The sequence below is a fragment of the Nocardia vinacea NBRC 16497 genome, from assembly GCF_000308835.1.
In the GTDB taxonomy this organism is placed as follows: Bacteria; Actinomycetota; Actinomycetes; order Mycobacteriales; family Mycobacteriaceae; genus Nocardia; species Nocardia vinacea.
In genome coordinates, this window is the sequence record NZ_BAGN01000415.1 from 24,448 (window position 1) to 37,866 (window position 13,419).

Annotated in this window: 10 protein-coding genes and 1 pseudogene; 8 read left to right on the forward strand and 3 right to left on the reverse strand. The window is 63.5% G+C overall.

The annotated features are described in order from the left end of the window. The first annotated feature begins 34 nt into the window (after nt 1-34). A complete protein-coding gene (locus ON44_RS40860) occupies nt 35-838 on the forward strand; it encodes a TetR/AcrR family transcriptional regulator (RefSeq protein ID WP_218007760.1) in 804 nt (267 codons plus the stop codon). Here the strand turns inward: ON44_RS40860 and ON44_RS40865 are convergent. Beyond that, nucleotides 828-1,874: an SMP-30/gluconolactonase/LRE family protein gene (locus ON44_RS40865; protein ID WP_218007761.1), complete on the reverse strand. Its 1,047-nt coding sequence runs from the start codon at nt 1,872-1,874 to the stop codon at nt 828-830. The two genes, ON44_RS40860 and ON44_RS40865, sit on opposite strands and share 11 nt — an antisense overlap. A gap of 427 nt (nt 1,875-2,301) precedes the next feature. Between ON44_RS40865 and ON44_RS40870 the strand changes: the two genes are divergently transcribed. The 4 genes from ON44_RS40870 (at nt 2,302) to ON44_RS40885 (ending at nt 7,510) form a co-directional block, all read left to right on the forward strand. Continuing rightward, the gene (locus tag ON44_RS40870; protein WP_040700219.1) at nt 2,302-3,447 is read left to right on the forward strand and encodes a cytochrome P450; all 1,146 of its coding nucleotides are present in this window, start codon (nt 2,302-2,304) and stop codon (nt 3,445-3,447) included. Nucleotides 3,448-3,533: 86 nt separating this feature from the next. After that, nucleotides 3,534-3,731, forward strand: coding sequence for a ferredoxin (locus ON44_RS40875; RefSeq protein ID WP_040700220.1), 198 nt, complete (start codon nt 3,534-3,536; stop codon nt 3,729-3,731). Nucleotides 3,732-3,902: 171 nt separating this feature from the next. Next, nucleotides 3,903-5,453, forward strand: a complete 1,551-nt coding sequence (locus ON44_RS40880; RefSeq protein ID WP_040700222.1) for a long-chain-fatty-acid--CoA ligase — start codon at nt 3,903-3,905, stop codon at nt 5,451-5,453. 233 nt (nt 5,454-5,686) lie between these two features. Then, nucleotides 5,687-7,510, forward strand: a complete 1,824-nt coding sequence (locus ON44_RS40885) for a flavin-containing monooxygenase (RefSeq protein ID WP_040700223.1) — start codon at nt 5,687-5,689, stop codon at nt 7,508-7,510. A 134-nt stretch (nt 7,511-7,644) separates the two neighbouring features. On the opposite strand, the gene ON44_RS40890 is transcribed toward ON44_RS40885, so the two are convergent. Beyond that, a complete protein-coding gene (locus ON44_RS40890) occupies nt 7,645-8,382 on the reverse strand; it encodes an IclR family transcriptional regulator (protein WP_245567529.1) in 738 nt (245 codons plus the stop codon). A 114-nt stretch (nt 8,383-8,496) separates the two neighbouring features. Between ON44_RS40890 and ON44_RS40895 the strand changes: the two genes are divergently transcribed. From ON44_RS40895 to dmpG, 3 genes are read left to right on the forward strand one after another with little or no spacing between them, the layout of a single operon-like run. Further along, entirely contained in the window at nt 8,497-9,336 is an 840-nt protein-coding gene (locus tag ON44_RS40895) for a 2-keto-4-pentenoate hydratase (protein ID WP_373283292.1), read from the forward strand. Further along, complete coding sequence (locus ON44_RS40900) at nt 9,333-10,283, forward strand: acetaldehyde dehydrogenase (acetylating) (protein ID WP_040700224.1); 951 nt, start codon at nt 9,333-9,335, stop codon at nt 10,281-10,283. Before ON44_RS40895 ends, ON44_RS40900 begins: the two co-directional genes overlap by 4 nt. After that, complete coding sequence (dmpG, locus tag ON44_RS40905; protein WP_040700225.1) at nt 10,283-11,305, forward strand: 4-hydroxy-2-oxovalerate aldolase; 1,023 nt, start codon at nt 10,283-10,285, stop codon at nt 11,303-11,305. Before ON44_RS40900 ends, dmpG begins: the two co-directional genes overlap by 1 nt. Nucleotides 11,306-11,715: 410 nt before the next feature. Here dmpG and ON44_RS40910 read toward each other — a convergent pair. Next, nucleotides 11,716-12,898, reverse strand: a pseudogene (locus ON44_RS40910) (IS110 family RNA-guided transposase). Nucleotides 12,899-13,419: the final 521 nt, after the last annotated feature.

Consider the following 13,419-nt stretch of genomic DNA (forward strand, 5'->3'; position numbering starts at 1 on the left):
ACGACCAGCGGCCTTGATCATGGTGCTGTGCAACATGTTCGATATCGCGCCGGATGTGCGCGCCCCTATTCGAAAGAACCGTGGGGTGTTGTGCGAGGCCGGGGTCGGCGGCTCGGTCATCGTCTATGCTGTCGACCGACCGACCGTTCGAATGCGCTTTCCGTCATGCAGAATGATTAGTTACCAGCTTGAAATTCCCGTGGAGGCGACTGTGAAGGCCAAATTTAAGGCCCCGCTCAAGAGCGAGACCAACCCGAGCGCCAGCGCATTGGAGCGGCGTGCCGAGATCGTCAGCAAGGCTGCCGCACTGTTTGATGAGATGGGCTACCACTCGACGTCAATGGACGATATCGCCAGGGCGGTGGGGCTGGCGAAACCGACATTATACCACTACTACCGCAGCAAGGACGCGATCCTTGTAGCGATCCATGAGGAGATCATTTCCTTGCTTCACGACCGTCAGCTTGCTCGTGAGGCGGAAGATTCCAGCCCAGCGGAGCAGCTGCATGGCGTGATGTTCGACATCCTTGATCTGATGAGGACTCATCCGGGCCACGTGCGGGTGTACTTCGAGCACCGCCGGGAACTCCCCGATGACGCGCGGGAAGAAGCTCAGAAGGCACGCAACGAGTACTTCTACTCTGTGCGTAAAATCTTCGAAGCGGGCCAGCTGAACGGGGACTTCACCGGGAGCCCCAACCTTTCGACAATCGCCCTGTTCTCTCTCTGCAACTCGGCCTACCAGTGGTACGGCTCGCCTGATGGACCGTACTCGACCCGTGAGGCCGCCGACTACTTCTACGGGCTGATCTTGAACGGTGTGGCTGCTAGAGGTTGAAGGCAAGAGCGGTACCTGGGCACGGCCACTTCAGTGCATAGAGTCGACCCACGCCGGACGATGTAATGAAGGCCGTCCGCATGTCGCTCCCGCCGAAGCAGATGCTGGTCACGAAGTCGTCGTGCACAGGGAGGGAGACTTGATCGACCAGCGCTCCCTCGGGGCTGATCACACTGATTACGCCTGACCTGAGGGTCCCGATACAGACGTTGCCCTCGGCGTCAATTGCCAGTGAGTCCAGCGGCTGGAAGCCATCGAGTCCGATCAGCAGCCGTCCGCCCGCCGGGCCGGGTCCGGACTTATCGAGTTCGCCGTGACCGATGACCGGCCACCACCACAACCGTCCGGGGGCGGTCTCGGCGACGTAGAGGCGATCCCCTTCCGGAGAGAAACCGATCCCGTTCGGTTGGATCAGGGGAAACAGCTCTTCGCGGATCGTCTTGCCGTCAGGGGTGATGTAGTGGACCGCGCCGATCTCGAGTGACCGGTGCCAGCGTTTCCCGGCGTCGGTGATCCACGTTCCGCCCACGCTGTCCACGACTACATCGCTGGGGCCGGGCAGCTTATGGTCGCCGGACTGCGTGAATATCGTCTCGACCACCCCGTTCTCCGGGTCTACCAATTGGATGCTTCCACCCTGGTAATCCTCGGGACGGAGCGTCGCGATCCTGTTGTCGGAGCCGGCCTCCCAGCTGAATCCTCCGTTGTTGCACACGATGATCCGGCCGTCCGCGGTCACCGCCGCCCCGTTGGGGCCGCCGCCACACTCGGCGACGATGGACTTCTGCCCATCCGACAGGCGCACGCGGGTCAGCCTTCCGGCGCGGATCTCGACGAGGATCACGCTGCCGTTGGAGACGTAGATGGGCCCCTCGGGGAACTGGAGGCCTTCGGTGACTACCTCGGCTTCTGAAGCACGCATGGCACCTTCCTTTGGTCGTGTCCACTGGCTGGCCGCGGTGATCGAGACGGACTCTCGGATAACACAAACAGAATCGACCGTCTGGTCGGTCGCGAGGGTATTTGTGATCGTCACGCGATGTCAACGGGGGGCGTAATTGCGTCGGCTCCTTCACGTTGATGGACTGCGTAGCCGCCGCGGCGGGCTGATGCCCTCGCAATCATGCGGTGCGGTTGACGGCTTGGGGAACCGGACGAGCGGCGGATGTCGCCCGCCACTTGGCGGGTGGGGCGTAAACGTGCGGGTTGTGGCCGTGCCGCTGTCCGCTCTTGCGTCTGAGTGCTCGCACACGGCAGGCCCTTTGATTGACAACGTGTGATCCCGATCATATGCTCCAGCTCACGCCCGACCATTCGGTCGATAGGCCGCAGACCGGATTGCCGCCGAATAGCGAACGCGCTGTCGGTTCACCAATCCGATCCTCGGGCGCGTTGCGTCACCTAGAACTTGGAGGTCACTCGTGTCGTCAATGCAGGAGCGAGCGGAGGCTTCGGGTCTCCCCATGTATCACCTCGACCTGGAGAATGACGAGCGGTTCGGTCAGGATCCCTTCGCGGCATGGGACGAGGTCAATTCTGTTGGCCCGCTGTTCTACAGCACCGGCGCGCGCGGCTACTTCGTGGCGGCCGACTTCGAGACCATTAAGGCCGTCATGCAAGACCCTGATACGTGGAGCAACTCCCCGACGACGATCACCTACACCTCCGAGCAGATCGACATGCAAATTGTGCCGGAGAACATGGACCCGCCGGTTCACACCTCGTACAAGCGGGCTGTGATCCCCCTGCTGAGCCCGCGAGTTGTCGCGACGCTCGAGCCGCTGGCCGTTCGGCTGGTGAACGGCTTGATCGACGACGTTGTGGCCAACGGTGAGTGCGACTTCGTCAAGGACTTCGCGGTGAAGCTGCCGTCACACTTCTTCCTGTCCTGGCTCGGTCTCGGGGCGGCGGAGTACGAGCGGATGTTCGAACTCGCTCAAGCTGCAACCGCGATGAAAAGCGCCGCTGATCGTAAGGCTGTCGAGGAGGAGATCGACGGCATTATTGTCGATCTGTTGGATGCGCGCCGGAAGGAGCCCGCGGACGATCTCGCGACCGCGCTGGTCAACCTGCAGGTCGACGGTAAGCCGATCGAGCGTGACAAGCTCATCAGCTTGGGGAGCTTCCTCTTTGTTGGTGGGCAGGACACGACGAGCAATGTCCTGGGCTATGCGATGTGGCACCTCGCCACGCATCCTGACCATCAGGCACGGCTGCGAGCGAACCCCGTGCTGATCCCCCAGGCGATCGAGGAGATCATCCGCTATTACGTCACGGTGGGTCCCTCGGGGCGCACGGCGAAGGCCAAGGGTGAGTTGCGCGGGTGTCCGATCGAGGCGGGGGACCGGATTTTCATTGCCCGCACCGCAGGCGACCGCGCCGCACTCGGCGATTTCGACTTGGAGCGAGAGTGGAACCGGCACAGCGGGTTCGGGGTCGGTCCGCACCGGTGCATCGGTTCGCACGTGGCGCGGATGGAACTCAGGGTGGCACTCGAGATTTGGCTCGAGCGCATCGACTCGTTCCGCCTGCCCGATGGTTTCCATCCCGAGTTCACCTTCGGGTCTTTTCAGCAGAACATCAAGAGCCTCCCGCTTGTCCTCTCGTGAGGCGGAGGCCGACGTGCAGGCGGAGCTGTCGGCGCCGAGTTGGAGAGGCCTGATCAAGGCAAGTGCGATGAATAGGAGTACCCGCTATGAAGATCAATTTCGACCAGGCCAAGTGCAGCGGCCATGCCCAATGCTTCGTCAATGGCCCGGGTATCTATGTGCTCGACGACAACACCGGTTACTGCGCTCTGCCGACGGTGACGGAGGTACCGGTCGGTCTCGAAGAGCAGGCCGCGAACGGTGCAAACGCCTGCCCTGAAGGCGCACTCACCATTACACCGTAGACCTGTCTCTCCGAGGCGTCTGGTCCGGTCGTTTCGATCTTGTCTTTCGCGCTCGCGCTCGGTCCTCTATTGTGACCATCCATCGACCGACTAGGCGGTCGATGGATTTGACAGGTGGAGTCTGTCGCACATCGCCGGTGATGTGCTTTTCGATATGGAGAGTGCTCGGCGATGCCGAACTACAACTTGTCCAGCCTTCTCGAGGACACTGCGCGTGCGTTTCCCGCCCGTGAGGCAGTGGTATCCGGAGGTAGGCGCCTCACCTATGCCGAGGTAAACGCCGCAGCGAACCAGGTGGCCAACGTGCTGGCTGCCCTAGGGGTGAGCGTCGGCGACAAGGTCGCGGTCACCTGTCCGAACATTGCTGAGTTCCCCATTGTGTATTACGGCATCCTCAAGGTCGGCGCGACCGTTGTGCCGCTCAATACCTTGCTCCAGCGCTCCGAGATCGCCTACCACCTGAGTGACTCGAACGCGAAGATGTACCTCTGTTTCGAGGACAGTGCCTCTGAAGGATTTGTCGGCTTCGGCGAGGTGGAAGGCTGTCGGCACTTCCTGCTGATCGCCGATGAACACGGAACTGCCTCGATCGACGGCGCGAACACGCTGAAGGAAGCTCTGAAGGGGCAGCGGACCGTATTCGAGACCGTCGCCACCGACGCCGACGATACCGCGGTGATTCTCTATACCTCGGGCACGACCGGCAAGCCCAAGGGCGCGGAGTTGCGGCACCGGAACATGCGGGACAACGCGCTACTGGGGTCCGATCTGTTCGCCGCGGATGCCATGCGCCCAGACCGATATCTCTGCGTGCTGCCGCTGTTTCACGCGTTCGGGCAGACGTTCATGCAGAACGGCGCGTTTGCTTTCGGCGGCACTGTGGTGATGATGTCGCGGTTCGACGCGCGGTCTGTGGTCGATCTGATGCTGGCGGAGAAAGTGAGTCTCTTCGCCGGGGTGCCGACGATGTACTGGAGTTTGATCCGGGTGCTCGACGAGAGGGTGGACGTGGCGGGGATCGCCGCCCGCATCCGTGTTGCGATCTCGGGTGGCGCGGCCCTGCCGGTTCAAGTTCACGCGGAATTCCACGAGCGATTCGGAATCACAATCGTCGAGGGATACGGGCTGTCCGAGACCTCGCCTGCGGCAAGCTTTTCTGTCTCGACGGAGCCCATCCGGCCTGGCTCGATCGGGAGACCCGTCCCAGGTGTCGAGATGACCTTGATCGACGACCACTGGAACGTCCTGCCCGACGGGCCCGATGTGGTGGGTGAGATCGCGATCAGGGGCCACAACGTTATGAAGGGGTATTACAAGCGGCCGGAGGCGACGGAAGAAGTTATGCGCGATGGCTGGTTCCGGACCGGGGACCTGGCGCGCAGGGATGCCGACGGCTGGTACTACATCGTCGACCGGGCCAAGGACCTGATCATCCGTGGCGGTGAGAACGTTTACCCGCGCGAGGTCGAAGAGGTGCTGATGAGGCACCCCGAGATCTCACTGGCCGCGGTTGTGGGCGTCCCGCACGAGCGGCTCGGCGAAGAAATCAAGGCATTCGTGATCCTCGTCGCGGGCGCGCGTACCACCCCAGACGAGGTCGCGGCCTGGGCGAAAGCTCGGATGGCGAGCTATAAGTACCCGCGAGCGGTCGAAATCGTGAGTGCTCTGCCGATGACGGCGACGGGGAAGATTCTCAAGCGGGAGCTAACCGGCGGCCGGTGAGGTGAGGTCCGGAGCCCGTTTTGCCGGCCGTTCCAATGTGCGTTCGCCTTGACCAACGGAAAGCGCGGCCAACATAATGAAATGAGCCGACCGACTAGTCGGACGATATTTGAGCTCCGCCCCGAAGCCCGCAGTGCAGAAATTACAAATGCACCGCCCAAAGAGGTGCCCGCAATGCGAAGCGAGCGTGTTGGAACTCGGAGCGGCGGAGGCTCTGACAGAAAGGGACGTGAGTGTTCAACGAATCGTCATCGGGCGACAGCAGCGAGATCGCAGCACTGAAGGCCAAATACAAGGCGGAGCGTGAAAAACGGCTCACGGCCGAGCGAGCCGTGCCCCTGCAGCTGACCGGATCGCTTGCTCGCTACCTCGACGACCCCTACTCGCGGCCGAAGCAGCGATCGCCACTTGCCTCCGACTCCGAGGTCGTCATAGTCGGTGCAGGTCTCGGTGGCTTGATGATCGCGGCCGAACTCAAGCGCCGGGGGGTCGAGGACGTGCGCTTGATCGACGCCGCAGGGGACGTTGGGGGAGTGTGGTACTGGAACCGATATCCGGGCGCACGTTGCGACATCGATGCCTTGGTATACCTGCCGTACCTCGAGGAGATCGGTACAAAGCCGACGGAGAAGTACGCGAAGGCGTCCGAGATCCTCGGCCACGCACAGGCAATCGCCAAACAGTTCGGTCTGTACGACAAGGCTCTCCTGCAGACCAGCGTGACCGGTGCCAGCTGGGATCATATGGAGCGGCGCTGGGAGGTGACGACGGACCGCGGTGACCAGTTGCGTTCACGTTTCCTCGTGCTGGCCAACGGGCCGCTTCAAAAGCTCAAACTCCCGGCAGTACCGGGACTCGACAGCTTTACCGGTGCCGCGTTCCACACGAGCCGGTGGGACTACGAATACACCGGCGGAACGTCGGACACGGAGCTGTCCAAGCTGACGGACAAGGTGGTCGGCGTTCTCGGCACGGGCGCCACCGCCATCCAGTGCATCCCGCCCCTCGCACGCAGTGCCAAGCAGCTGTACGTGTTCCAGCGCACCCCCTCCACGGTGGCGCCACGAAACAACAAACCGATCGACCAGCGGTGGCTGGCTTCACTGCCGGCTGGCTGGCAGGAAGAGCGGCGTCAGAACTTCACCGCGTCCATCTTCGGCCCCCGGCCCGCGGTTGACCTGGTCAACGACGGCTGGACTGATCTCTTCCGGGCACTCGGGGCCGCCGAGGTGGACAGTGCCGAACACGACCCCGTTCCGTTGGACGACGGACACATCGGTCCAGAGGAAGCGCCGGCTCGCAAGGAGGCCGCGGATTTCCGGCGCATGGAGGCGATCCGTGCGCGGATCGACGACATCATTGATGATCCCGATACGGCAAGTTCCCTTAAGCCCTACTACGCATACCTGTGCAAGCGCCCGGGGTTCTCCGACGAATATCTCCAGGCATTCAATCGGCCGAACGTCACACTGATCGACACCAACGGCCGGGGCGTCGGGGAGATCCGCAGCGATGGGATCGTGATCGAGGGCCGCCTGATCCAGCTCGACTGCATAGTGTTCGCCACCGGGTTCGAGACCGGCACCTCCTACACCCATCGGATCGGATTCGACGTGATCGGGAGGGCTGGCAATCGATTGTCCGAGAAGTGGGCCAACGGAATTTCGAGCCTGCACGGGATGATGACGTCGGAGTTCCCGAACCTCCTCGTGCAGCCGGGACTGAGCGCTCAGTCGACCGAGACGCCGAACCTCGTGCACACGATGCTGGAGAATGCTCGCCACATGTCCTACATCATCTCAGAGGTTCGCCGGCATGCCGAGATCTTCGAACTGGCCGACTGGGCGGAGAAGGAATGGGTTGAGTTGATCATCGAGAAGGCTCCCGATGACACCGAGTTCCTGCGCTCCTGCACTCCTGGCCGGAAGAATATCGAGGGGGATCCGGAATCCCGTCCCCTTGGCGACCGGAATTACGGCGGCGGTCCGCTCGCGCTGTATGAGGAGCTGCGGTCGTGGCGAGCGCGTGGCGACCTGCGCGGACTCGATCTCCGTTAGTTGGGCATGCGCACTGAAGCGATTCCGATCAATGTGCGGTGGCGGCAGTCGTCGAATTCGCGGGGCTCGAGGGCGATGTCAGTGTCGAGTCGTTTCCGGCGGTAGCCGCAGACACAGTGTCGGTTTGCGGACGTTCACGCGAGCTCGATGGACGGCAGCCCCGGGAGATTACGAGAGACCGGCGCACTGAGGGCTGCTGCGGCGGCTATGACGGCTTCGGCATGCAATTCCGGCCGGAAACGGCCGACGGGGCCAGCAACACTGATCGCGGCGATCGCCGAGGCGTCACGGTCGAAGATAGGTGCCGCAACACACAGCAGGCCGAGCGTTGATTCCTCGCGCTCGAACGCAACACCCCCCGTCAACACGGTATCGAGTTGACCGCGCAGGAGACCAGGCGCGACCATCGTGCGCGGCGTGCGGCGCTGCAATGGTCCGGTCAGGACTCGGTGCTGCAACTCGCTGTCGGCGTGCGCGAGCAGAACTTTGCCGATAGCGGTGCAATGCAGCGGCATTCGCCCTCCGGTGCGCGAGGGAGTGGAGGTCTGCCGATGGCCGCCGATCTTCGCTAGATAGACGACCTCCGTACCGTCGAGCACGCCCAGATGAACCGTCTCGTGTGTGCGCTCGTACAGGTCCTGCAGGAACGGGGTCGCTATCTCCAGCAGACTCCGCCCTACCAGTGCTCGGAGCCCGAGTTCGAGCAATGCGCTGCCCAGACGGTAGCCGTCGTCGACCCGTTCCAGCATTCGATGCCCGACCAGGTCGCCAGCCAATCGGTGCGCTGTCGCCTTCGGTAGACCAGAGCGGCGGGCCAGTTCCGCCAACGAGAGCGCACGGTCATCGGCGGCCAACGACCAAAGGATAGCCATTGCTTTCCCTAGCACAGAGTCCAATTCTGGGGGCATGCTGCTCACTCCGGCAGCGTACCGCTGAATGGAACGCTGGCATTGGATGCTTGCACTCGGCCCACGGATAGTGAGCTTGTGATCGAGAAAAGCAGCACGACACCTCGACCTGCCGACCAGGCGACAATTGACGCAACGGACCAGGCGGCTGCGAGACTTCAGACCGCAGCGTGGAGCGGTATTCCGTGCCCACCGGTACGCGACCTCATCGGCAGAGACGATCTCGACTCCGCCTACGCTGTCCAACAGCGTCTCACCGAGGCGCGGCTCGCGGCTGGGGCCACAATCGTGGGACGCAAAATCGGATTGACCTCCGAGGCGGTGCAGCGGCAACTGGGTGTCGAACAGCCGGACCTCGGTATCCTTTTCGCCGACATGGCGTTTCGCGAGGGAGCCCCTGTCCCGGTCCGGTGCTTCATGCAACCACGAGTAGAGGCCGAGATCGCCTTCGTCCTCGCCGGGGATCTCGCCGAAGGCCCCCTGACCCTGGAGCAGGTCCGAGAAGCGGTGGACTACGTGCTACCCGCCATCGAGATTTGTGACAGCCGGATTGCCAACTGGGACATCAGCTTTGCCGACACGGTCGCCGACAATGCTTCGGCGGGCGGCTTCGTGCTCGGTGCAACTCGATTACGGCTGAGCGAGTTGAATCCCCGCGAAGTCGAGATGACTATGACCGTGACCGGCCAGCAGGATTCCACTGGCAGCGGCGCTGCCTGCTTGGGCGACCCTGTGCTGGCACTTCAGTGGCTGGCACGCACCGCCCGCGATCTCGGTAACCCGCTTCGTGCCGGGCAGGTCGTGCTGTCCGGCGCGCTCGGACCGATGCGGCCCATCGGCCCGGGTGCTGAGGTGGTGGCGACGTTGTCTCGCCTGGGCTCGGTCGTGGTCCGCTTCGACGACGGGGTTGAGGCATGAGCTCGCGGACCAAGGTAGCGATCATCGGGTCGGGGAATATCGGAACGGACCTGATGATCAAGGTGATGCGCACCGCGCGCCACCTCGAGATGGGTGCCATGGTGGGAATCGACCCCGAGTCCGACGGTCTCGCTCGAGCCCGGCGTTTCGGCTTCGCGACCACTCACGAAGGCGTCGAAGGGCTCGTTGCGCTCCCAGAGTTCGGTGAGATCGCCATTGTCTTCGACGCCACCTCGGCCAAGGCGCACGAGCTGAACGCCGCTCGGCTCGAGCCGTTGGGTAAGCGACTCATCGACCTCACGCCGGCGGCCATGGGCCCTTATGTCGTGCCGGCAGTCAATCTGCAAGATCACCTCGAGGCACCCAACCTCAACATGGTTACCTGCGGCGGTCAGGCAACGATCCCTATCGTCGCGGCCCTCGCGCGCGTCGTACCGGTGGCGTATGCGGAGATCATCGCCTCCATCGCCTCGAAATCCGCAGGCCCGGGCACGCGAGCGAACATCGACGAATTCACCGAAACCACGTCCGCGGCAATTGTCGAGGTCGGCGGCGCGGAACGTGGCAAGGCGGTCATCATCCTCAATCCGGCCGATCCTCCGATGATCATGCGCGACACGGTCTTTGCTCTCGTGGAGGCGACCGATTCCGCAGTGCACGATCAGATCCGCGCGTCGGTGCAGAAGATGGTGGCCGATGTCGCCGCCTACGTCCCCGGCTATCGGCTCAAGCAGCAGGTGCAGATCACCGAACTTCCGGCAGACCAACCTGTGCACACCCTCCTTGCTCCCGGGACCACCCATCGGCCGACGCATCAGGTCGCGGTATTCCTCGAAGTCGAAGGCGCGGCGCACTACCTGCCCGCCTATGCGGGCAACCTCGACATCATGACCTCGGCGGCGCTACAGGTCGCCGAGCGGATTGCGGCAGCTGAGAAGAACCCCTGATGAGTACCCCCATTTTCGTTCAGGATGTCACTCTGCGCGACGGCATGCACGCTGTGCGACACCGTATTTCGATTGACGACGTGACCCGTATCATCGCTGCTCTCGACAGCGCCGGAGTGGATGCGATCGAGGTCGCGCACGGCGACGGCCTGGCTGGCGGGTCGGTCATCTATGGTCCTGGCTCCCATACAGACTGGGATTGGATCGAGGCCGCGGCCTCGGTCATCGAGCACGCACGGCTTACCACACTGCTGCTGCCAGGGGTCGGCACCATTCACGAACTCGAGACGGCCTACGGCCTGGGAGTTAGATCAGTTCGGGTCGCAACCCACTGCACCGAAGCCGACGTCGCCGCCCAGCACATTGCCGCCGCCCGTGAGCTCGGGATGGATGTTTCCGGATTCCTCATGCTGTCCCACATGGCTTCGCCCGAGGAACTGGCGCATCAAGCCAAGCTGATGGAATCCTATGGCGCGCACTGCGTATACATCACCGACTCCGGCGGCCGACTGACCATGAACGACGTCATAGCCCGGGTGCGGGCATACCGAGACGTCCTCGACCCCAACACCGAGATCGGCATCCATGCCCATGAGAACCTGTCGTTGTCGGTAGCGAACTCGGTGGTCGCCGTCGAGAACGGAGTACGCCGCGTCGACGCGTCGCTCGCAGGTCACGGTGCGGGAGCGGGTAACTGTCCGCTCGAAGCGTTCATTGCCGTCGCCGACCTGACCGGCTTGCAGCACGGCTGCGACCTGTTCAAGCTTCAAGACGCTGCCGACGACATCGTTCGCCCGCTGCAGGACCGCCCGGTGCGTGTCGACCGTGAAACGCTGACCCTTGGCTACGCCGGCGTCTACTCCAGCTTTTTGCGGCACGCCGAAAACGCGGCTGATCAGTACGCTGTCGATGTCCGCGACATCCTCATGGAATGCGGCCGCCGTAAGCTCGTCGGCGGCCAAGAGGACATGATTGTCGACATCGCCCTCACGTTGGCGAATCCATCGCCTCTAGCGCTCTAGCCGCGGCGCACAGACGAAAACGCGACATCGGCTGGGCCGTCGCCAGCTGCGTTGCGGTCAACGGCGACAACACGAGCAGACGCTGAGGGGCCTGCGTGAGGCAGCTGCTCGAGACGTGATTTCGCGGAAGCTGAGATAGGTGATGGGTGCCATACGCACACGATGGCCTGGACCGGGAGTGAATCGGGTCTGGTGCGGAGGCGCTCGGCGATCATCTGTGCGGTGATGGTGTTCTCGACCCTGGACAGTTCCATGGTGCGGGCGCTGACCGATGGGGGTTGCGCCCAGGACCCGGTCGATTTGGTGGAGTTGGCGTACCGAGCTCAACCCGCCGACAAGCTATTTCAGTGCTTGTGTCGGCCTTGACCCGGGCAGGCAACGGAATTCGGGGGGTGTCCCTATCTCCTTCGTCAAGCGGCGGCCTGGTAGGGCTGTTTGCTGTGGAGCATGGCGTAGAGGACGTCGCAGCGGCGGCGGGCCAGGCAGATGAGGGCGGCGTTGTGCTTCTTGCCTTCGGCGCGTTTCCGCGTGTAATAGGCGCGGCTAGCCGGGTCGTGTAGCGCGGCGAACGCGGACAGGAACAGGGCGCGTTTGAGTTTGTGGTTGCCCGATCGGGCGGGGTGTTCGCCGCGGATCGAGCTGCCGGAGCGGTGGGTGATCGGGGCGATGCCCGCGTAGGAGGCGAGGTGGCCGGCCGTGGCGAATGCCGTGCCGTCTCCGACTTCGAGCAGGATGCGGGCTCCGGTCCTGACTCCGACGCCGGGCATCGAGGTCGCGACCTTGGCAAGAGGGTGATCATCGAACATCCTCTCGATGTCCTCTGCGATCTGTTTGCGTTGCAGCAGAACCGCTTTCAACGAGTCGGCGAGTTTCGGCAGCACGGTTTCGGCGGCTTTGGTCCCGGGAACGATGACGGTTTGCGCGGGCAACGCGGCCAGAATCTCCTCGACCAGGCGGCCACCCATGCGGGGAGCGTGTTTGGTGGCGATGGTGGTGAGTTTGCGTCTGCCCGCGGCGCGGATTCCTTCGGGTCCGCCGCAACGCGACAGGATCTCCAGCACCGCCGGGTGGGCGACGCGGGGACCCAGAACACGTTCGAGAGCGGGATGGACGCTGGTCAGCAGCCCCCCGGATCCGGTTGCTGGTGCGGGTTGCCTCACCGGCCAAGTCGTCGTCGAAACCGACGAGAACACTGAGCTCGGTGAGGGTTTCGTCGCCGAGGTCGACCCGGCGCAGCGTGTGCGGCATGGTGCGGGCCGCATCGGCGATGATGTGCGCGTCACGGGCATCGGTCTTGGCTTGGCCGGGATACAGGTCAGCGATCCGACGCATCGACAATCCGGGCAGATACGCCACGTCATGGCCACAAGCGCGAGCAACGGTGACCGGTAGGGCGCCGATGTTGTTGGGCTGGTCGACCACGATCAACAACGGCCCCCGGGCCGCGAGCTGGTCGAACACCGCCCGTAGCCGGGACTCGTCGTTGGGCAGCGCCTTGTCGAACAACCGCTTGCCGCCGGTGTCGAGACCGACCGCGTGGTGTTCGCCCTTACCCACATCTATGCCGCAGAACACGGCATTCACCTGTGCCACTTCGCATTCCTCATCGCATCGAAACGCTCCGGACGGCCGCCGACCTGGCGTCGACGCCCGGCACCCACGTTACGAAGAGACCTGTCCTCGGCCCTGTCCCCATCAGCGGTCCGTCGACGCCACCAGCACCCGGCGACACCACCCCCCGGATCATGCGAACGACAGGGGGCAAGAAGTCATACGGTCCCGAGTCAGGGACCGCGAACAAGGTAACGGGCGTTCGGGGGCGCCGGCCCGGTGCAGAGCCGAGTGGTCTCCCGCGTGGCTCTCTGGGCCGCGCCGACGATCGGCGCCTGATCTGTCTTCGACGGCCTCTTGCCGACTTGGGTCCAGCGTCAAATCTCTTCTTGTTGAAGTCGCGAATGACTTGTCGCGCATCCGATTCGGGCACGTGTCCCGTCTCGTTTCGAGGTCGGCACATCGACCGGTTCGGGTGTCACCCGAGGTCTTGCGGCTGTGCAGCCGACGTGTAAATGTCAGTCGCACAGTCATATTCACCTCCGATCCGGTATCGCGGGGCA